The sequence below is a fragment of the Palleronia aestuarii genome (assembly GCF_003253995.1).
Classification (GTDB): domain Bacteria; phylum Pseudomonadota; class Alphaproteobacteria; order Rhodobacterales; family Rhodobacteraceae; genus Palleronia; species Palleronia aestuarii.
This window is the reverse complement of record NZ_QKZL01000013.1, coordinates 48,015-67,272: the sequence shown is the minus strand read 5'-3', so window position 1 is coordinate 67,272 and position 19,258 is coordinate 48,015. Positions and strand designations below refer to the sequence as shown.

Below are 19,258 nucleotides of genomic sequence, written 5' to 3'. Positions count from 1 at the left end.
AATTCCTCTCAGGCCTTGGCCCGTCCGCCATCGGGATCGTAGAAGTTCGCCGACGCGATCCGGGCGGCGATCACCTCGTTCTCCATCGGGATGTAGACGATCTCTCCCATCCGGTCGTGACCGTCCTTGACGAGCGCCATCGCGATGGAGCGACCGAGCGCCGGGCTGCGGTAGGACGAGGTGACGTGGCCGATCATCGCGCGGGGCAGCGGCGCGTCGCGCTCCGCCGTGATCTGCGCACCCTCCTCGAGCTTGACCGCGCCGTCCTCGGTCAGGAGCCCCACGAGTTGCTTGCGCCCCTTGGCCACGAGGTCGGGACGCTGCAGACCGCGCATGCCGATGAAGTCCGCCTTCTTCGAGCCGAGCGCCCAGCCGAGCCCCGCATCCTGCGGGGAGACCGTGCCGTCGGTGTCCTGGCCCACGATGATGAAGCCCTTCTCCGCGCGCAGGAGATGCATGCTTTCCGTCCCGTAGGGGGTGATGCCGTGCGGCGCACCGGCCGTCATCAGCGCCTCCCAGAGCGCGAGGCCGTGACGGGCGGGGACGTTGATCTCGTAGCCGAGTTCGCCCGTGAACGACAGGCGGAAGAGCCGGGCGGGAAGGCCCGCGACGGTGCAGTCCGCGACCGACATCATCGGGAAGGCCGCGTTCGAGATGTCGAGCCCCTCGACGAGCGGCTCGAGGACCTTGCGCGCGTTCGGGCCGTTCAGCGCGACGACGGCCCATTGCTCCGTCGTGGAGGTGAGCCAGACGTCGAGGTCGGGCCATTCGGTCTGGAGGTAATCCTCCATCGTATTGAGCACCCGCGCCGCGCCGCCCGTCGTGGTGGTGACGTGGAACTGATGCTCGGAGATGCGCCCGATCACCCCGTCGTCGCGAACGTAGCCGTCATCGCCCAGGAGCACGCCGTAGCGCAGCTTGCCGGGTGCGAGCTTCGTCCAGGGGTTGGTGTAGACGCGGTTCATGAACTCCACCGCGTCGGGGCCCGTCACCTCGATCTTGCCCAGGGTGGAGGCGTCGAAGATGCCGACGGAGGCGCGGGTGGCGCGGCATTCGCGCTCGACCGCCGCGTCCATGTCCTCCTCCCCTTGGGGGAAATAGCGGGCGCGACGCCACTGCGCCACCGGCTCGAAGACCGCGCCGTGCGCCTCGGCCCAGGGGTCGATCGGGGTCTTGCGCGTCACCTCGAAATGCGCGCCGCGATGGTAGCCCGCGAAGGCGCCGAAGGTGGTGGGCGTGTAGGGCGGGCGGAAGGTGGTGAGCCCCACTTCGGGCGGCGTCTTGCCGAGCGCGTCGGCCGCGATCATCAGCCCGTTGATGTTCGAGAGCTTCCCCTGGTCGGTCGCCATCCCGGTGGTGGTGTAGCGCTTCACGTGCTCGATCGAGCGCATCCCCTCGCGCACGGCGAGGCGGATATCCTTGGCGGTCACGTCGTTCTGGAAGTCGACGAAGGCCCGGACGCGGGACGGATTGCGGTCGGTGGGCAGCTCTTCGTGCGCCCGGCCGGTGCCCGCGCGGTCCGTCGTCACGTCGAACTCGGGCGTCGTCGCCTCCCGGCCCAGGGCGCCTGCGGCCTCCGCCCCGGCCTTCGCGCCGTCGGCGAGCGCGGCACCGATCCCCCAGAGGCCGCGGCCCGCGCCCGCGATCTCGCAATTCTCGGTCTTGCGGTCGGGCAGGAAGGTCTGTGCCTCCGCGTCCCAGGCGAGCCCGCCCTTGGTGTGGGAGAAGAGGTGCAGTGCGGGCGTCCAACCGCCCGACATGAGGAGCGCGTCGCAAAAGAGCGTGCGGGGCGACAGGACGCGGCCCGAGGCCACCGGATTGACGCGGACCGACTTGATCCGGAGCCGACCCTTCGTGCCCGTCACGGTATGGCTCGCGAGCACCTCGATCCCGCGGGCGCGGGCTTCCGACCGCAGATCGTCGCGGATCTCCGAGCGGGTGTCCACGATGGCCGCGATCACGGCGCCCGCATCGGCAAGGTCGAAGGCGGCATGATAGGCGCTGTCATGCGAGGTGACGACCACGCCGCGATCGCAGACCCGCACGCCGAAGCGGTTGAGGAAGGTCTGCGCCGCGCCCGCGAGCATCACGCCGGGCCGGTCGTTGCCGTCGAAGACGAGCGGCTTTTCCTGCGCACCCTGCGCGAGCACGACGCGGGCGGCACGCACCCGCCACATCCGCTCCCGCGGGGCGTTGGCGGGCACGGTGTCGAGGTGGTCGGTCACGCGCTGGCAGAGGCCCACCATGTTCTGGTGGTAATAGCCCATCGCGATGGTGCGGGGCAGGACCTGCACGCCGAGCGCCTCGAGTTCCGCCGCGGCGTCTGCGAGCCAGTCCCAGGCGGGGGTGCCGCCGATCTCCACGCCGGGCTCGGAGAGAAGCGAGCCGCCGATCTCCGAATTCTCGTCGACGAGCATCACCGAGGCGCCCGAACGGGCCGCAGCGAGCGCCGCGGCGATCCCCGCCGGACCGGCGCCCGCCACGAGCACGTCCACATGGGCGTAGCGGGAAGCGTAGTGGTCTGGATCGACCTCCGTCGGTGCGCGGCCTAGGCCCGCGGCGCGGCGGATCACCGGCTCGTAGACCTTGTCCCAGAAGTTCCGCGGCCACATGAAGGTCTTGTAGTAGAAGCCCGCGGAGAAGAGCGGCGCGAGGAGGTTGTTGACCTCGCCCACGTCGTACTCAAGCGTCGGGAAGCGGTTCTGGCTCTCGGCCGCGAGACCGCTCCGAAGCTCCTGCACCGTGGCGCGGGTATTGGGCTCGAACCGGCCGCTGTCGCGGGAGGTCTCCACGAGCGCGTTCGGATCGTCGGATCCGGCGGTGACGATGCCGCGCGGGCGATGGTACTTGAAGGACCGCCCGACGAGGTGGATGCCGTTCGCGAGCAGGGCGGAGGCGAGCGTGTCGCCCCTGAGGCCCTTCAGGCTCTTGCCGTCGAAGGTGAAGCGGACGGGATCGGCATGGTCGACCCGGCCACGGCCCGGGATGCGGTAGCTCATTTCTGGCCCTCGAGATCGGTGAGGGCAGGCTTCGGCGCGCCCGCCTCGTAGGTGGTGAGGAACCGGTCGGACACCGTGTCGCGGACCGCGTTGAAGAACCGGCCGCAGCCGTAAACATGGCGCCAGCGTTCGTAATGCGGTCCGCGCACGTTCGAACGGTAGAAGAGGAAATCGCGCCAGACCTCGTCCGTGACCTCCGAGGGTACGGCCGCGCGGGAGACATGCGCCTCGCCCGCATAGGCGAATTCCGCCTCCGGCAGGGTCTCGTCGCAATAGGGGCAGTGGATGAGCAGCATGGTGTTACCCCTTAATGCGCGACGGCGGCGGCGGCCGCCTCGTCGATGAGACGCCCGCTGGTGAAGCGCTCGAGCGTGAAGGGCGCGTTGATCGGGTGCGGCTCGTCCTTGGCGACGGTCCAGGCGAGGACGTGGGCCGCGCCGGGCGTCGCCTTGAACCCGCCCGTGCCCCAGCCGCAATTGACGTAGAGGCCCGGCACCGGCGTCTTGCCGAGGATCGCGGAGCGGTCAGGGGTCACGTCCACCGTGCCGCCCCATTTCCGCAGCATCCGCATCCGCGTGACGGTCGGGAAGATCTCGCAGATCGCGGCCAGCGTATGCTCGATGAGCGGCAGGCCGCCGCGCTGCGAATAGGAGGTGTACTGGTCGGTGCCCGAGCCGATGACGAGCTCGCCCTTGTCGGATTGCGACATGTAGGCGTGGACCGCGTTCGACATCACGACGCAGGGCATGCAGGGTTTCACCGGCTCCGACACGAGCGCCTGGAGCGGGAAGCTCTCGAGCGGCAGGCGCACGCCCGCGCTGTCCATCACCACGGAGGTGTGGCCGGCGGCGGAGACGGCGACCTTCTTCGCGCGGATGAAGCCGCGCCCGGTCTCCACGCCCGCGACGCGTCCGGAGGCGTCGCGGCGGATCGCGGTCACCGGGCAGTTCTGGATGATGTCGACGCCGCGCGCCGCGGCCCCGCGCGCATAGCCCCAGGCGACCGCGTCGTGGCGCGCGGTGCCCGCGCGGCGCTGGAGAGCCGCGCCCAGGACCGGATAGCGCGCATCCTGGTCGATGTTGAGGATCGGGCAGAACTGCTTCGCCTCCCACGGCGTCAGCCACTTGTTGTCGACGCCGTTCAGCCGGTTGGCGTGGACGTGGCGCTGGAAGCTCTGCACGTCGTGGACGTTGTGCGCGAGCATCAGGACACCCCGGCGGGAGAACATGACGTTGTAGTTCAGCTCCTGGCTCAGCCCCTCCCACAGGTCGAGCGCGTGGTCGTAGAGCCGCGCGCTCTCGTCGTAGAGGTAGTTCGAGCGGATGATCGTCGTGTTGCGCCCCGTGTTGCCGCCGCCGAGCCAACCCTTCTCCACCACCGCGACGTTGGTGATCCCGTGCTCCTTGGCGAGGTAGTAGGCCGCTCCGAGGCCGTGACCGCCGGCACCGACGATGACCACGTCGTATTCCTGCTTGGGCTGGCTGTCGGGCCATTGCGCCTCCCAGCCCTTCTGGCCGGTCAGCGCATTCTTGACGAGGGCGAAGGCGGAAAAACGGGTCATGGGAACGGCGCTCGCGATTCGGGGATTGCCGCCTGTTTGCCACGAACCGACCGGCGAGTTCTGTAGATGCGCGTCAGAAATGCGGTATGATCGCGACATGCCTGAAACGATTCCCTCCTCGCCCAATCCCGGCTTGCGCGTGGGCTTCCTGCTGGCGCGGAACTTCACCTTGTCGGCCTTCGCCAATTTCGTGGACATGCTGCGCCTTTCGGCGGACGAGGGCGACCGGTCGCGCCCGATCCGCGCACGCTGGAGCGTGCTCGCGCATGACATGGCGCCGATCCGGTCGAGCTCCGGCGTCACGGTGAGCCCGCAGGAGCGGCCGGGCGATCCGCAGCGCTTCGACTACATCGTCGTGGTGGGGGGGCTGATCGACGAGGGCGGCACCTTGCCGCGCGAGCATACGGATTTTCTGCACGCGGCGGCCGCGGCGGGGGTGCCGCTCGTGGGGCTCTGCACCGGGGCGTTCCTGCTCCACCGCGCGGGGCTAATGCAGGGATATCGCTGCTGCGTGAGCTGGTTCCACCACGGCGACTTTCTCGAACAGTTCGACGGGCTCGTGCCGGTTTCCGATCGGATCTTCGTCGTCGATCGCGACCGTCTGACCTGTTCGGGGGGGGCGAGCTCCGCGCATCTCGCCGCCTGGCTCGTGGAGCGGCATCTGGGCCGGTCCGTCGCGCTGAAGAGCCTGCACATCATGATCATCGAGGAGGCCATGCAGGCCGACGAGCCGCAGCCGGGCCTGCCTTCGGAGCTGCACAGCGCCGATCCGCTGGTGCGCCGCGCGATCCTGCACATGCAGCAATCGCTGGGCCTGGCCCCCCCCGTCTCTCGCATCGCCGAGGGGCTGGGGGTCGGGCGCCGCAAGCTCGAGCGGCACTTCGCGCGCGCGCTCGGCATGTCGCCCGCGGAGGCGTTCCTCAGGCTGCGCCTCGATCACGTGCGGTTCCTCCTGTCGAGCTCCGCCCATTCGGTGACGCGGATCGCGGCGGAGACGGGGTTCTGCGACGCCTCCCACCTCATCCACACCTTCCGCGACCGCGAGGGGACGACGCCGGAGGCCTGGCGGAAGGCCCGCCGGGAGGCCGACGCGGCGGCCTAGCCCGCGGGGGCCGCATCCTTCGCCTCGAGCTTCCGCTCTCCGGGAAAGAACATGTAGTAGAAGACCGGCGCCGCGATCAGCGTGAGGATCGTCGCGAAGCCGAGCCCGCCCATGATCGTGACCGCCATCGAGGCGAAGAACGCGTCCCAAAGGAGCGGCACCATGCCGAGGATCGTGGTCGCGGCGGCGAGCATCACAGGGCGCAGGCGGGAGGTCGAGGCCTCGACGACCGCGCGGGTGAAGGGCACGCCCGCCGCGCGGGTGAGGTCGATCTCCTCCACGAGAACGATGCCGTTCTTCAGGAGCATCCCCGACAGGCTGAGAAGCCCCAGGAGCGCCGTGAAGCTGAAGGGCAGCCCGGTGGCGAGAAGCCCGATCGCCACGCCGTTGACCGACATCGGAACGAGCAGCCACACGACGAGCGGCTGGCGCAGGCGCCCGAAGAGCAGGATCGAGATCAGGACCATGACGAGAAGCGAGAGCGGCAATTGCCGGCCGAGGCTTTCCTGCGCATCGGTCGCGTTCTCGTACTCGCCGCCCCATTCGAGCGCGTAGCCCTCGGGCAGGGGCATCCCCTCGATCGTGCCGCGGATCTGCGAGAAGACGCTGTCGGCGTTCACGTCCGCGGGGATGTCCGCGAGGACGGAGATCGTCGGCACCCGGTCGCGGCGCTGGTAGAGCGTGTCCTGCGCGGCATAGCCGAACCCGTCGAGGAGCTGCTCGAGCGGGATGAAGCTCTGCGCCGCGCTGGAATAGACCGGCTGGTCGATCAGGTGGGCGCCGCCCTCCTGCGTCGATCCGGGCATCCGCAGGATGATCGGGATAAGGCGGCTGCTCTCGCGGTAGGTTCCGGTGACGGCCCCGTCCGTAGCGAGCTGCAGGGCCTGGGCCACGTCCTTGCGCGTGACGCCGGCGGTCTGCGCGCGGCTTTCGTTGTAGAGGGGCTCGATCACCAGTTCGCGCTCGCGCCAGTCTGTGCGCAGATCGCGGACTTCGTCGGAGGCCGTGGCCATCCGCGCCGCCGCCTCTTCGGCGAGCTCGCGCAGGATGTCGGGGTCGGGCCCGGAGAAGCGCGCCATGATGGGCGCGCCGCCCCCCGGCCCGAAGGCTAGGCGTTCCGTGCGGAATTCCCCCTCCGGCAAGGTTTCGCGGCCGAATTCCTCGAGATCCGCGCGCAGGGCGGGAATGGCGTCGAGGTCCTCGGTCCGGATGATGAGATGGCCGTAGGTGGGGATCCGCTTCTCCGGCGCGTAGGTCAGCATGAAGCGCGACGCGCCGCCGCCGATGAAGGCCGTGACGGAGACCACGTCGTCGCGCTCGAGAAGCCAGTCCTCGATCTCGGCGAGGTCGCGCGAGGTCGCGTGGATGCTCGCGCCCTGCGGCAGCTTGTAATGGACGTAGAAGAGGGGCGTGTTGCTGTCGGGGAAGAATTGCTGCTTCACCTGCCCGAACCCCCAGTAGCAGGCCACGGTCAGCGCCACGAGCGCCACGACGACCAGCCAGCGGATACGAAGCGCCACCCGCAGCGTCGCGGCATAGGCGCGGAACACCGCTCCATCATAGGCGCCGGGTCCCCCGCTCGAGCCCACGCGGAAGAAGTAATGCGCGAGAAGCGGCGTGGCGGTGATTGCGAGGATCCACGACAGGAGGAGCGAGATGCCGATCACCGCGAAGAGGGAGAACAGGAATTCTCCCGTCGCATCGGGACTGAGCCCGATCCCGGCGAAGGCCGTGATCCCGATGATCGTCGCGCCCAAAAGCGGGATCTGTGTCTTGGTTGCCGTGTCATGCGCCGCTTCGCGCGAGGACTTGCCCTGCGCCATGTCGCTCTGCATCCCCTCCGCCACGACGATGGCGTTGTCGACGAGCATGCCCATGGCGATGATGAGCGCGCCCAACGAGATCCGCTCCATCTCGATGGAGAAGATCGCCATGAAGAAGATCGTGCCGGTCACGGTGAGAAACAGAGTGGCGCCAACGACGATGGCGGAACGCCAGCCCATCGCCAGCGCGAGGACCGCGATGACGATGACAACGGACAGCGCCAGATTGCTCAGGAACGCGTTGGACGCGTCGTCGACGACGACGTGCTGCTGGTAGACGGGATTGAGCATGACGCCCAGCGGGATGTCGGAGCGGAGCCGGTCGAGCCGGGCATCGACGCGCGCGCCCACATCGACGATGTTCTCGCCGTCGCGACCGGAGACGCCGATGGTGAACGCTTCCTCCCCGCCGTAGCGGATGATCATCTCCGGATCCGTGACGCGCCCGCGGGAAACCTCCGCGAAATCGGTCAGATCGACGATGTCGCCCTCCACACCGATCGAGAGTCCCTGGATCTCGTCGACGGAGGTCGATCCCGAGGGGGCGTCGATCCGGATCGACTGGCTCTGCTGGTCGATCGAGCCCGCCGGCACGATGGAGGTCGATTCCGCGATGGCATTCGCGATCGCCTGCGGCGGCACGCCGAGATTGCTGAGAATGGCGGGGTCGGGCTCGACGAAAATCGCTTCCTGCGGCAGTCCCGCGAGTTCGACATCGGCCACGCCCTCGACGGTCAGGAGCTCGCGGCGCAGGAAGTCGGCGACGTCATGCGCCTCGGCATCGGTGAAGCCCGGCATCGTGACGGCATAGAAGATGCCGAAGACGTCGCCGAACCCGTCGTTGACGAAGGGCGTGCCGGCATCGGCGGGCAGGTTCGCGCGCGCATTGCCCACCCGCGCGCGCAGCTTGTCCCAGACCTGGGGCAGTTCGTCGCCGCCATAGGTACTCTCGACCTCCACCTCGATCCGGCTGAGACCCGGCTGGTTCGACGAGGTTATGAAATCGACCTCCGACATCTGCTGGATCGCGGATTCGAGAGGTTCGGACACTTCCCGCGCGACCGTGGCGGCAGAGGCGCCGGGATATTCGGTCACCACGACGGCGGTCTTGATCGTGAACGCCGGATCCTCGAGCCGCCCGATCGTGGCGAAGCCCCAGACCCCGCCCACGAGGCAGGCGAGCATCAGGATCCAGGTCAGCAATGCCCGGTCGATCGAGCCGCGCGCAATCGACATGCCCGTCAGTTCCCGAGACCGGTGAAGGGACGCACGGCCTGTCCGTCCGTGAGGCCCGACGCGCCCGCGGCGACGATCTGCCGGCCGGGTTCGACCCCCTCGACCACCGCGATGCGCGCGTCGTCGCGGACCTCGATCTTCACTTCCTGCCAGGTCACCGTGCCGCTCGTCTCCTCTGGGTCGGGCTCGTAGACCATGAGGCCCGGCGTGCGGTCGGCGCGGAAGACGATGGCCGTCTCCGGCACCAGGATGTCGTCGCCGGTATCGCGCGGAGCCATCGCCGTGACGGTCACGGAGGCGCCCGGCAGCGCCCAGCCCGGAATTTCGGACGTGAAGGCGAGGGTGATCGTGTAGGTCTGCGCGACCTCAGCGGTTTCCGCCTCGAATTCCCGCAAGGCGAGGGGATATTCCTCCGGCAGACCGGGGAAACGGGCCGTGAAGGTGACGCCGTTGCCGTCGGCGGCGCGGCGGAAGAGGATCTCCGGCACCTCTATGTCGACGCGGAGTTCCGACATGTCGTGCAGGCGGACGACCGGCTCACCGGCCGCGACGGTGCTGAAATTCGCCACCTCGCGCCGTGCGATGAGCGCGTCGAAGGACGTCTCGAGCGTCGCGTCCTCGAGCCGGTCGCGCGCATCCTCCACCGCGATCTCCGCAAGCTCGACCTCGGTCTGCGCATCGCGGATCTGCACCTCGGCCACGGTCGAGTTCGACAGCTCCTGCAGCCGCGCGAGGTCGCGGTTCGCCTTGGCGAGCGTCACCTCCGCGCGTTCGAGCGCCCGCCGGAACGGGGTCAGGTCGAGTTCCGCGACGACCTGCCCTTCGGCGAGGGGGCGTCCCTCCACGGCGGGGAACGCGACGATCTGCCCGCTGACCTGAAACGCGAGGTCGACCGTCTCCTTCGCGCGCACGCGTCCGAAGAACTCCCGCATGAGCGGATGCGCGCCCTCGTTCAGCTCGACGAGCTTGACCGCCTGCGGCGTCGCGCTCGCGGCGACCGGATCGTCCTGCGCGGCAAGCGGTGCGGCGAGGAGGCAGAGAAGGATCGGCAGGGCGGAGAGGCGCATCGTTCGTCTCGTCTCCAGATTGGGGAGATCCTCGGGCCGAGCCCCCGGCAGGCGGGCGTCGGCGTCGCGGTATCATGTCTAAGGCATCGCATGGGGAGAGGTGTAGTCGGTCTTCGCAATTTTCTCGCGAACGTGAGGCCGGGTGGCAACGATGACGTGCAGGCGGCCCGGCTTCAGAGCGACGCGGTGATGCCCCCATCGACGAAGATCGTCGTTCCGTTGACGAAGGAGGAGGCATCGGAGGAGAGGAAGATGGCCGTGCCGACCAGTTCCTCCACCTTACCCCAGCGCCCAGCGGGCGTGCGCTTCTCGAGCCAAGCGGTGAAATCCGGGTCGTCGACCAGCGCCTGGTTCAGCGGCGTCTCGAAATAGCCCGGGGCGAGGCCGTTGCATTGCAGGCCGTACTGCGCCCAATCCGTGGCCATTCCCTTGGTAAGGTTGGCGACCGCCCCCTTCGTCGCGGTATAGGGCGCGATGCCGGGCCGGGCGAGGGCGGTCTGGACCGAGCAGATGTTGACGATCTTGCCCGCACCTCGCGCGATCATGTGCCGCGCCACGGCCTGTCCGACATGGAAGACCGACGCGACGTTGGTTTGCAGGATGCGATCGAAGGCCGCCGCCTCGAACTCCTCGAGCGGCCCGCGATGCTGCATGCCCGCGTTGTTGACGAGGATGTCGATCGGCCCGGTCTGCGCCTCGAACCCGTCGATCGCCTTGCGGACCGCCTCGTGATCCGTGACGTCGAAGGCGAGCGCGTGGACGACCGCCCCGCTCTCGCGCAGCGCCTCGGCGGCGACCTCGAGCTTCGCCGCGTCGCGGCCGTTGAGCACGATCTCGGCGCCCGCGGCAGCGAGGCCACGGGCCAGCGCCGCGCCGATGCCCTGGCTCGATCCGGTGATCAGGGCGCGCTTTCCGCTCAGGTCGAAGAGGTCGAGGCTCATGCGCCCGATCCTCCCCGATAGGTCTGCGCCCCGCAAGCGTCTTTCGCGGAAGCGAACCATTTCCCTCGACTTCACCCCGCCGCCGCAGCAGCATGGCGCCAGGGTCGCCACGGCCCCGCCCGAGACCGAACCACCCCGGAGGAGCGAAATGAAGAACATCGTCATTCACGGCGCGCACGACCTGCGCGTGGAGGAGCGCGATGTCGCGCATCCGGGTCCGGGCGAGGTTCTGATCGAGATGCAGCGGGGCGGCATCTGCGGCTCCGATCTGCATTATTTCAACCACGGCGGCTTCGGCGACGTACGCATCAGGGAACCGATGATCCTCGGCCACGAAGTCGCCGGCCGTGTCGCGGAATGCGGGGAGGGCGTCGAGGGGATCGAGCCGGGACAGCTCGTCGCGATTTCTCCCTCGCGGCCATGCCGCAGCTGCCGTTTCTGCGATGTCGGCGAGTTCCACCAGTGTCTCAACATGCGGTTCTACGGCTCCGCGATGCCGTTTCCCCATATCCAGGGGGCGTTCCGCCAATCGCTGGTCGTCGACCAGGCGCAATGCGCGGTGGCCGACGGGCTGAGCCCCGCCGAGGCTGCGATGGCCGAACCGCTCGCCGTGGTGCTCCACGCGACGAACCGCCTCGGGCCGCTCCTGGGGCAGGCCGTCCTCGTCACGGGGTGCGGGCCCATCGGCATCCTCTCGATCCTCGCCGCGCGCCGGGCCGGGGCGGATCTGGTCGTCGCGACCGATCTCGGCCCGTTCCCGCTCGAGATGGCGCGCCGGGCGGGCGCCGATATCACGGTCGATGCCCGCGAAGATCCGGGGGCGATGGCCGAGTTCCATGCCGAGAAGGGGCGGTTCGACGCGCTCTACGAATGTTCCGGCTCCGCCGCGGCGTTGCGAACGGCCATTCCGGCGATGCGGCCGGGGGGGCGGATCGTGCAGGTCGGGTTCGGCGGCGACATGGATCTTCCGCTCCAGGCGATGACGGCGAAGGAGCTGCGCTGGACGGGCTCGTTCCGGTTCCACGGGGAGTTCTTCACAGGCGTTTCCCTGATGCGGAAGGGGCTGATCGAGGTGAAGCCTTTAGTCACCCACACGTTCGGGATCGACGAGGTCGATGCGGCCTTCGCGATGGCCGGGGATCGCACGCAGGCGATCAAGGCGCAGATCGACTTCACCGCCGCGCGCGCCTGACGGCGTTCACGTGTCGAGGCGCAGGAGCGTGCCGAAGGGCGGATCGGGCGCGTCCCGCGGCGCGACCCAGATCACCGGGAAGCGTGGCGGAACGCCCGCCGGTCCGTCCAGATCGGTGAGGATCACGAGCACCGAGGGGGAAAGCGCCTCGCTCCGCGCGAGGAGATCGAGATAGGATGTCCCGCCGCCCGTCCGCATCGACATTCGCGCGATCTCTCCGACCTGTCCCGGGGTGAGCTTCCGCGTGGTGTGGACCGCCTCGTCGAAGGCCAGGACATGCGTCTCCGCGGCCATCCGGCGTGCGACGAGGCCCGCTTCCGCTACGAAGAGCGCCAGCATGTGGGCCTCGATGGAGCTCGACGTGTCGAGCCCGATGACGATCCGCGGCTGCCAGTTCGACCGCTGGCGTCCGGGCTCGAAGACGGGCTCCGGCCCCGTCCGGTCGCGCGCGCCATGCAGCGCGACCCAGCGGCTGGCCGGACGCCGCCATGTCTGCCGCGGGCTTTCCGACAGCGCCCGGGCCATCAACCGCCGCAGATGCAGCTCCCAGGGCAGGGAGGGCGGCCCTGTATCCGCGATCGCGGCGCCGAGTGCGCCGAAGCCGTGGCCCGCGCGGCGTCCGATCTCTGCCGCGCGCTCGATGTGACCGTGCCATTCCGCAGGGGATTGGGCGCCCTCGCCGGCATCCCCGCCCTCGAGATCGCGGGCGAACGCCTTGCGATCGCCGTATTCCTTCGCGCCTTTCCGGCTCCTTTCGTCGCGGTGGAGCCGCAGCGCCAGCCGCTCGACATCCCAGGCCGCGAGCGCCGCGCCGGGATCGGCGGCGTCCTCCCCGATGGCCGCGAGCAGGTCCGCCAGCGTCACGGCCGGCGGCGGCACGACATGCCCGGCGAGAGAGAGGGTCTCGTTGACGATCGCGTCCGCCGCGAGGTTGTAGAGTTCGGCGTCGAAGCCCGGCCCGATCCGTTCGGCGAACGCCTCCTGCCGCGGGGCGTGGCGGAGCGCGATGTGCAGGACGTGATGCGCTGCCAGCCCCACCTGCCGCGCGAGGGGCAGCGTGTCGAAGCCGGGGGCGTAGAGGATCGTCTCCCCCCGCGTCCGCGTGGGCCCCGGATCGTCGCGGTGGCGGCACCAGAGCGCGAGGGAGGCGAGACCGGGATCGACCTCTCCGAGCTGTGCGAGCGCCGTTCCGGCCCGGCGCGCGTGGATCAAGACAATCCCGCCGCCCGGCGGTCCTCGGCATAGGTCGCGTAGGCCTCCGATCCGGCGAAGTGCTCCTCCCAGCCGTTTTCGAGCGCCTTGCGGATCAGGATCTCGAAACCGAAGCCCGCCAGCTCCGCGAGGGGCAGCCCCCGGAAAGGCGCGGCGTCGAGCTCCCGCAGATCGGCGAGGATCTCGATCACCGCGGGCAGCGTCCGTTCGTCCGCCACTGCGATGGCGCCGTAGATCAGCGCGGTGAGCCCGTGCAGGCTCGTGGGATAGAGCGCCCGCCTTTCGCGCCGGGAGGCGGCGAGCATCTCGTCGACATGCACGCTCGCAGCGATCTCGTCGGCGATGAGCACGAATTCGGCCGCCGCCGCATTCCCGACCGTGCCCGCGATCAGGACGTCGCGGATGCGCCGGTCGGAAACGGCCCCGAGGATATGGCTTACGCGGGTCCAGGAGCGCGGGGTGCAGGCGACGGTATGGCCGCGCTTGAGCTCGGCCTCCGTCGTCTCGAGAAGGTCGGGGCGGGTGCGGATGAAGGCCACCACCGCGGGATGGATCCCCGCCGCGGGCGCGTAGCCCTGCACCCAGTCGGCCGCGTCGGCACGCACGACCATGTGGACGAGCCGGTCGGCGAGCGCCGTGCCCATCTCGTAGGCGACCGCGCCGTCCTCGATCTCGTTGCCCGCGCCCACGACGAGGGTGGTGTCGGGCAGGCGGTAGCGCCCGATCCGCCGCTCCTGCAGGAGACCGTAGACCGTGGGTTGCAGCGCGGGCGCCGCGGCGGTCAGCTCGTCGAGGAAGAGGATCGCGGGAGCGCCCGGATCGTGGGGCAGGTCGTCGGGCGGATACCAGACCGTCCGCTTCGTGTCGTGGTCGTAGAAGGGCAGCCCGCGCAGGTCCTGCGGCTCGATCGTCGTCAGGCGCAGGTCGAAGAGCTGCGCGCCGCGGCGCCGCGCGAGGGTCTCCACGATCTCGGTCTTGCCGACGCCGGGCCGCCCGTGGAGCATGTAGGACGCGGTGAGCGCGCCCGCCTCCTGCGCGGCCCAGCCGGCGGCGAGCGCCTCGAGCGCCTGGCCCGCCGAGACCGCCCTGGCGTTGACGGCCATGTTCACGCCCCCGCCATGGCGGATCGCCCGAGCCGCGCCGCGAGCCGCGCATGGGCGGAGACCGACCGCGCCTCGATGCGGAACTCCCGCAGGAAGGTCGATTGCCGCTGGTTCACGTCCTGCAGATCCGTTTCGCGCACCTCCCCGTCGAAGAGCCGCGCGTCGAGAAGATCGCGCTCCCGCGCGTCGAGAGCGAGGATCCGGGGCGCTGGCGTGGCGGACTGGACGGAAACGAGGGTGAGGGGCGTGATGCGCGCCAGCTCCGACTGCTCGATCACGAGCTGCAGCTCGCCCTCGGCGATCTCCTGTCGCGCGGCGATCTCGCGGAGGCAGGACCGCGCGTTGAAGCTCAGCGTGGCGAGATGGCGGGCCACGGTCTCGTCGTCCACCAGCCGCTCCCGGCTCGCCTCGTCATGTCGCAGGAGCTTCATTTCCACGAGGGCGAGGACCGCAAGCATGATGAGCGGCGCCTGCGCGATGGGCAGCGCGAGATGCGGCCAGATCATCATCGCGACGACGAAAGGCACGAGCGCGCCTCCGTAGCGCAGGGGCTGCGCCTCGAAGGCGAGGCGCGCGAGGAACGGGGTCGACGCGCCCCGTCGCGGCACGATCGCGACGCGGCCAAGAAACTTCCTCGGCAGCGACCGCGTCTCGAGGATCGCGGGGTTCCAGAGCGTATCGTGCGTCGCGATGAACATGGGGTCCAGCATAGCGGAGCCCGGCTCACGTTCCACCGCGACAGAAGGCCACGAAACTGCCGTCTCGCGTCCGCTCAGCCCTCCGGGAGGAGCTGTTCGATCTCGTCCGTGAGTTGCGACGCGGCCTCGCCCGCATCCACCTGGTCGTTGGCGATGGCGGAGAGTTCGTCGAGCACCGCCTGGCTGATCCGCACGCCATTCTGGCCGGGCCAGGCGAACCAGGGATAGGCGCGCGAAAGCTGCTCCGCCGAGGTCTCCCAGGCCGGATGATCCGCATAGAAGGGCCCGAGATGATCGGGGCCGAGCGCGCCTTCGTTGACCGGCATGTAGCCCGTGTTCTCGACGATGTAGGTCTGCGCCTCCGGCCCGGTGCCGTAGAGGAGGTACTCCCACGCGGCCGCGCGGGCCTTCGGGTCGTCCGCCAGGATGACGGCCGCCATGCCGCCCGAGGCGACGCCGCCCTCCTCGACGAGACGCGGCATCTGGGCCGTGCCCCACTCGAACCGGCCGTCGATCTCGGTCTCGAAGGAGCGGACGGCGGCCGTGGAATTGAAGTAGAGGCCGAGCCCGCCCGCATACATCTGCTGGCGTGCGGCGTCGTTCGGCACCGCCTCCTGCCCGCCCTCGTCGTGGAACCGCTCGAAGAGGCCGAGGGCCTCGGCGCCCTCTTCGGTCGAGAAGGCGATCTCCCCGTCTTCGGTGAGGGGCTGGAGTCCGGCATTGGCGAGCAGGTTCTGCGCCATCCAGTCGTCGTCACCCGGCGCGTAGTACATGCCCATGATATCGGGGCCGAGCGCGTCGATATCGGCCGCGAGCGCGATCGTCTCGTCCCATGTCTCGGGCATGTTCTCCGGATCGCCGCCGGCCTCGCGCACCAGTTCGGCGTTGTAGAACATCACCGGCGTGGACGAGGTCCAAGGCAGCCCGTACTGCACGCCGTCGATCTGCGTGAGCGCCAGCGCCTCGGGCGTGTAGCCCATCGCACCCATGTCGACCCCCTCCATGAGGTCGTCGAGTGGTTCGACCATGTCGCGGGCCGCGAGCTCGCGCAGGAGGTGGGAGCCCACCATGAAGACGTCGGGCGCGTTGCCGGCCATGTCCTGCCGGATCACCGTGACGAGCCCCTCGTCGTAATCGGGGGAAGGGGCCTGCATCTCGATGCGGATGTCGGGATGCGCCTCCATGAACCGATCCGCGATGCCCTGCTGCCATTCGGCGTGATGCGGCCAGGCGTGATAGACGGTGAGCGTCGTCTCCTGCGCCGCGAGGGGGGCGGCAAGGAGCGCCGACGTGCCCGCGAGGGCGAGGGTGAAGTGGCGTCTGTGCATCTTGGTATCCTTGGTCATTGGGTCGGAGTCAGGCCCGCGCGCCCATGCCGAAGCCCCGGACGAGCGCGCGCTGGAAGAAGAGGAACGCCAGGACGAGCGGCGCGGTGATCATCACGCCGCCCGCCATCAGCGCGCCCACGTTGCCCGCGCTCTCGCCCGAGGAGCGGAACGCGGCGAGGCCCATGGGCGGCGTCATCATCTCCGTCCGGGTGACGACGACGAGCGGCCAGTAGAGGTCGTTCCAGTGGTTGATGATCGAGATCGTGGCGAAGGCGGCGACGGCGGGCCAGGCGGCGGGCACCATCAGCCGCCAGACGATGCCAAGCTCGGAAAAGCCGTCGAGCCGGGCCGCGTCGATCACCTCGGAGGGGTAGTTCACGAAGAACTGCCGGAAGAGGAAGATCGCGAGCGCGGAGATCACGAAGGGCGCGATGAGCGCGGTATATGTATCGAGCAGACCCATCCAGGCGATCGCGACGTAGAGCGGGATGGCAGGAACCTGCATCGGGATCATCAGCGCCACGATCACCGCCCCGAAGAGGACGGGCCGCCCGCGGAACGGCAGCTTCGCGAGCGCGTAGCCCGCCGGCGCGGCGATCGTGACCTGCAGGACGAGGAGCACGCCGCAGACGAGCGCGCCGTTCAACATGAAGCGCGCGAGCGGGACCTCCGTCAGCGCGAAGGCGTAGTTCTCCCGTGCCGCGGCGAGGGACGGGGCGGGCAGGAGCGCGCCCGAATAGATCGTGCCCTGCGCGGCGAAGGAGACCGCCAGCATGTAAACGAAGGGCAGGAGCGTCACCGCCGCGGCGAGACAGAGGAGGGTCCAGCCGAGAGCCCTAGCCATGCCGAGACCGCCTGTCGAAGAGGACGATGTTGAGGATCGAGGCACCGGCGACGATGCCGAGGAAACAGACGGCGAGCGCGGAGGCGAGGCCGATGTCGAAATACCGGAACGCCTCCTGATAGAGCGTGTAGAGCACCATCTCCGTCGCCCCGTTCGGTCCGCCATTGGTCAGAACGGCGATGGTCTCGAACTCCGACACGGTCCGGATGAGAGTGATGACGGTCACAAAGAGCGTAACGGGAGCGAGCATCGGCCAGGTGACCATCGCGAAGCGGCTCCATCCCCGATCCGCGCCGTCGATCGCGGCCGCCTCGTAGAGATCCTTCGGGATGGTCGAGAGGCCCGCGACGAAGAGGAGCACGTTGTAGCCCACCATCTTCCACACGCCGATGAAGGCGAGCGTGTAGAGCGCGAGCGACGGGTCCGACAGGAACCGTTCCTTCTCTAGACCCGATGCCGCGAGGGCCACGTTGACCATGCCGAAGGAGGGGTGGAGCACGACCTCCCAGGCGGTGGCCATCGCCACGAGCGTTGCCGTCACCGGCAGGAAGAAGACGGTGCGGAAGAAACCGCCGAGCCGCCCCGTCGCCTCGATCAGAACGGCGAGCCAGAGCGCCAGCAGGATCGAGACCGGGGCCACGATCGCGGCGTAGAGCGCGGTATTGCCGAGTGATTGGCGGATGCGGTCGTCGGCGAGCATGCGCGCGTAGTTCTCGAGCCCGATCCAGGACGCGCCTGGCATTCCGAACCGGTAATCCGTAAGCGACAGGACGAGCACGCCAGAGGACGGCAGGAAGAGGAGAAGCGCCAGGAGGAGGGCCGCGGGTGCGGCGAGGAGGAGCCCCGCCCGACGCCGGGCACGCAGATCGGCGGTCGACCCCGTCATGCGACCTCTCGCGCACGCGACGGGGTCTCCGCCTCGCCTTGCGGCGCGTCGAAGCGGCGGGCCGCGTCGAGATCGAAATGCAGCACGCCCTCCGCACCCTGCGGCCAGTCCGCGATCTCGTGCGACCTGATCCGCACGACCGCCGTCTCGCCGTCCGCGAGGCGGACAAAGAGGTTCGCGTCGTGTCCGGCATGTTCCGCATGATCGACGGTGCAGGGCAGTCCGGGCAATCCGGGGCGCCGCGCCGTGCGGATGCTCGCATCCTCCGGGCGGAACGCGACGACACCCGCCATCCCCTCGAGCGCCGCCCCGCCGATGCGGATGTCGCCCGCCGCGGTCGCCCCGCCGATATGCCGGCGCAGCGTGGCGGCCGGCACCACGTTCAGATGCGGTTGCGAGAAGAAGCGCGCGATGGCGAGCGTCTCGGGGTCGCGGTAGATCTCGTCGGGGGTGCCGACCTGGTGGATGCGGCCGTCGAACATCACCGCGATCCGGTCGGAGATCGCCATCGCCTCCGTCTGGTCGTGGGTGACGAAGAGCGTGGTCGCCCCGATCCGCCGCTGCAGCGCGCGCAGATCGGTCCGGGTGCGATTTCTCAGCGCGGCGTCGAGATTGGCGAGCGGCTCGTCGAGGAGGAAGAGCGCGGGCTCCCGGATCAGCGCCCGCCCGAGCGCCACGCGCTGGCGCTGTCCGCCGGAAAGCGCCGCGGGCCGGCGCCCGAGGAGCGGCTCGATCTGGAGCTGCCGCGCCGTGGCGCCCACCCGGTCGGCAATGCTTTCTCGCGTCCTCCGCATCCGCCCCGAAAGCCGCCAGAGCAGGGGCAGGCGGCCGAGTGGGCCGAGCTCCGACATCCGCAGGGGGGCCGCGATGTTCTCCGCGCAGCTCATGTGCGGGTAGAGCGCGTAGGACTGGAACACGAAGGCCACGCCGCGATCGCGCGGACGAAGCCCGTCGACGGATTGTCCGCCGATCCGGATCGTCCCGCCCTCGACGGCCTCGAGCCCCGCGATGGAGCGCAGGAGCGTGGACTTGCCGCAACCCGAGGGCCCGAGGATCGAGACGAACTCGCCCGCACCGACCGACAGGCTCACCGCGTCGAGGGCGCGATGCGCACCGAAGCGGCAGGTCAGATCCGCGATCTCGAGGGTCTGGCTCTCCATCGTGTGGTCTGTCCCCTGCATCTGCCGCGGGAAGATGGCACAGGGCGGAGGACAGGATATGCGGCATTCGGTCACGCGACCGGCAGTTCGACCGCCGCGGGAAGGC

The 19,258-nt window shown here is 69.5% G+C and carries 15 protein-coding genes; 2 read left to right on the top strand and 13 right to left on the bottom strand.

Annotated features, from left to right (window positions below):
- Nucleotides 1–8: 8 nt before the first annotated feature.
- From LX81_RS14080 to LX81_RS14070, 3 genes are read right to left on the bottom strand one after another with little or no spacing between them, the layout of a single operon-like run.
- Nucleotides 9–2,999 carry a sarcosine oxidase subunit alpha family protein gene (locus LX81_RS14080; protein WP_111537959.1) on the bottom strand — a complete coding sequence of 997 codons (2,991 nt, stop codon included), beginning with the start codon at nucleotides 2,997–2,999 and terminating at the stop codon, nucleotides 9–11.
- Nucleotides 2,996–3,295 (bottom strand): sarcosine oxidase subunit delta, encoded by a 300-nt coding sequence (locus tag LX81_RS14075; RefSeq protein ID WP_111537958.1) that lies wholly within the window; start codon nucleotides 3,293–3,295, stop codon nucleotides 2,996–2,998. The genes LX81_RS14080 and LX81_RS14075 overlap by 4 nt, the downstream gene beginning before the upstream one ends.
- 11 nt (nucleotides 3,296–3,306) lie before the next feature.
- On the bottom strand, nucleotides 3,307–4,560 hold the full coding sequence (locus tag LX81_RS14070) for a sarcosine oxidase subunit beta family protein (protein ID WP_111537957.1): 1,254 nt from the start codon (nucleotides 4,558–4,560) through the stop codon (nucleotides 3,307–3,309).
- 97 nt (nucleotides 4,561–4,657) lie between these two features.
- Here LX81_RS14070 and LX81_RS14065 point away from each other — a divergent pair, with 97 nt between their 5' ends.
- Complete coding sequence (locus tag LX81_RS14065; protein WP_111537991.1) at nucleotides 4,658–5,662, top strand: GlxA family transcriptional regulator; 1,005 nt, start codon at nucleotides 4,658–4,660, stop codon at nucleotides 5,660–5,662.
- Here LX81_RS14065 and LX81_RS14060 read toward each other — a convergent pair.
- The 3 genes from LX81_RS14060 to LX81_RS14050 all read right to left on the bottom strand — a co-directional run bounded on the left by LX81_RS14060 (nucleotide 5,659) and on the right by LX81_RS14050 (nucleotide 10,729).
- Nucleotides 5,659–8,721: an efflux RND transporter permease subunit gene (locus tag LX81_RS14060; RefSeq protein ID WP_111537956.1), complete on the bottom strand. Its 3,063-nt coding sequence runs from the start codon at nucleotides 8,719–8,721 to the stop codon at nucleotides 5,659–5,661. The genes LX81_RS14065 and LX81_RS14060 overlap by 4 nt on opposite strands.
- A 5-nt stretch (nucleotides 8,722–8,726) precedes the next feature.
- Nucleotides 8,727–9,788, bottom strand: a complete 1,062-nt coding sequence (locus LX81_RS14055) for an efflux RND transporter periplasmic adaptor subunit (RefSeq protein WP_111537955.1) — start codon at nucleotides 9,786–9,788, stop codon at nucleotides 8,727–8,729.
- 173 nt (nucleotides 9,789–9,961) lie between these two features.
- Nucleotides 9,962–10,729 (bottom strand): SDR family oxidoreductase, encoded by a 768-nt coding sequence (locus LX81_RS14050; RefSeq protein WP_111537954.1) that lies wholly within the window; start codon nucleotides 10,727–10,729, stop codon nucleotides 9,962–9,964.
- A 148-nt stretch (nucleotides 10,730–10,877) separates the two neighbouring features.
- On the opposite strand from LX81_RS14050, the gene LX81_RS14045 reads away from it, so the two are divergent.
- Nucleotides 10,878–11,921 (top strand): L-idonate 5-dehydrogenase, encoded by a 1,044-nt coding sequence (locus tag LX81_RS14045; protein WP_111537953.1) that lies wholly within the window; start codon nucleotides 10,878–10,880, stop codon nucleotides 11,919–11,921.
- A gap of 6 nt (nucleotides 11,922–11,927) precedes the next feature.
- Here the strand turns inward: LX81_RS14045 and LX81_RS14040 are convergent, their stop codons facing one another.
- From LX81_RS14040 to LX81_RS14010, 7 genes are all read right to left on the bottom strand, one after another.
- The gene (locus LX81_RS14040; RefSeq protein ID WP_111537952.1) at nucleotides 11,928–13,133 is read right to left on the bottom strand and encodes a vWA domain-containing protein; all 1,206 of its coding nucleotides are present in this window, start codon (nucleotides 13,131–13,133) and stop codon (nucleotides 11,928–11,930) included.
- Nucleotides 13,130–14,236: an AAA family ATPase gene (locus LX81_RS14035; protein WP_111537951.1), complete on the bottom strand. Its 1,107-nt coding sequence runs from the start codon at nucleotides 14,234–14,236 to the stop codon at nucleotides 13,130–13,132. The genes LX81_RS14040 and LX81_RS14035 overlap by 4 nt, the downstream gene beginning before the upstream one ends.
- Nucleotides 14,237–14,238: 2 nt before the next feature.
- Nucleotides 14,239–14,946: a hypothetical protein gene (locus LX81_RS14030; RefSeq protein ID WP_111537950.1), complete on the bottom strand. Its 708-nt coding sequence runs from the start codon at nucleotides 14,944–14,946 to the stop codon at nucleotides 14,239–14,241.
- 62 nt (nucleotides 14,947–15,008) lie between these two features.
- Nucleotides 15,009–16,262, bottom strand: a complete 1,254-nt coding sequence (locus LX81_RS14025; RefSeq protein ID WP_170133947.1) for an ABC transporter substrate-binding protein — start codon at nucleotides 16,260–16,262, stop codon at nucleotides 15,009–15,011.
- Nucleotides 16,263–16,290: 28 nt separating this feature from the next.
- Nucleotides 16,291–17,106: a carbohydrate ABC transporter permease gene (locus LX81_RS14020; RefSeq protein ID WP_111537948.1), complete on the bottom strand. Its 816-nt coding sequence runs from the start codon at nucleotides 17,104–17,106 to the stop codon at nucleotides 16,291–16,293.
- Nucleotides 17,099–17,992 (bottom strand): carbohydrate ABC transporter permease, encoded by an 894-nt coding sequence (locus LX81_RS14015; protein ID WP_111537947.1) that lies wholly within the window; start codon nucleotides 17,990–17,992, stop codon nucleotides 17,099–17,101. The genes LX81_RS14020 and LX81_RS14015 overlap by 8 nt, the downstream gene beginning before the upstream one ends.
- Nucleotides 17,989–19,152, bottom strand: a complete 1,164-nt coding sequence (locus tag LX81_RS14010) for an ABC transporter ATP-binding protein (protein WP_170133946.1) — start codon at nucleotides 19,150–19,152, stop codon at nucleotides 17,989–17,991. The genes LX81_RS14015 and LX81_RS14010 overlap by 4 nt, the downstream gene beginning before the upstream one ends.
- Nucleotides 19,153–19,258 lie beyond the last annotated feature (106 nt).

Coding starts and splice junctions, on each gene's coding strand:
- LX81_RS14080 (WP_111537959.1), bottom strand. CDS start 2,999: ATGAGCTACCGCATCCCGGGCCGTGGCCGGGTCGACCATGCCGATCCC.
- LX81_RS14075 (WP_111537958.1), bottom strand. CDS start 3,295: ATGCTGCTCATCCACTGCCCCTATTGCGACGAGACCCTGCCGGAGGCG.
- LX81_RS14070 (WP_111537957.1), bottom strand. CDS start 4,560: ATGACCCGTTTTTCCGCCTTCGCCCTCGTCAAGAATGCGCTGACCGGC.
- LX81_RS14065 (WP_111537991.1), top strand. CDS start 4,658: ATGCCTGAAACGATTCCCTCCTCGCCCAATCCCGGCTTGCGCGTGGGC.
- LX81_RS14060 (WP_111537956.1), bottom strand. CDS start 8,721: ATGTCGATTGCGCGCGGCTCGATCGACCGGGCATTGCTGACCTGGATC.
- LX81_RS14055 (WP_111537955.1), bottom strand. CDS start 9,788: ATGCGCCTCTCCGCCCTGCCGATCCTTCTCTGCCTCCTCGCCGCACCG.
- LX81_RS14050 (WP_111537954.1), bottom strand. CDS start 10,729: ATGAGCCTCGACCTCTTCGACCTGAGCGGAAAGCGCGCCCTGATCACC.
- LX81_RS14045 (WP_111537953.1), top strand. CDS start 10,878: ATGAAGAACATCGTCATTCACGGCGCGCACGACCTGCGCGTGGAGGAG.
- LX81_RS14035 (WP_111537951.1), bottom strand. CDS start 14,236: ATGGCCGTCAACGCCAGGGCGGTCTCGGCGGGCCAGGCGCTCGAGGCG.
- LX81_RS14030 (WP_111537950.1), bottom strand. CDS start 14,946: ATGCTGGACCCCATGTTCATCGCGACGCACGATACGCTCTGGAACCCC.
- LX81_RS14025 (WP_170133947.1), bottom strand. CDS start 16,262: ATGCACAGACGCCACTTCACCCTCGCCCTCGCGGGCACGTCGGCGCTC.
- LX81_RS14020 (WP_111537948.1), bottom strand. CDS start 17,106: ATGGCTAGGGCTCTCGGCTGGACCCTCCTCTGTCTCGCCGCGGCGGTG.
- LX81_RS14015 (WP_111537947.1), bottom strand. CDS start 17,992: ATGACGGGGTCGACCGCCGATCTGCGTGCCCGGCGTCGGGCGGGGCTC.
- LX81_RS14010 (WP_170133946.1), bottom strand. CDS start 19,152: ATGGAGAGCCAGACCCTCGAGATCGCGGATCTGACCTGCCGCTTCGGT.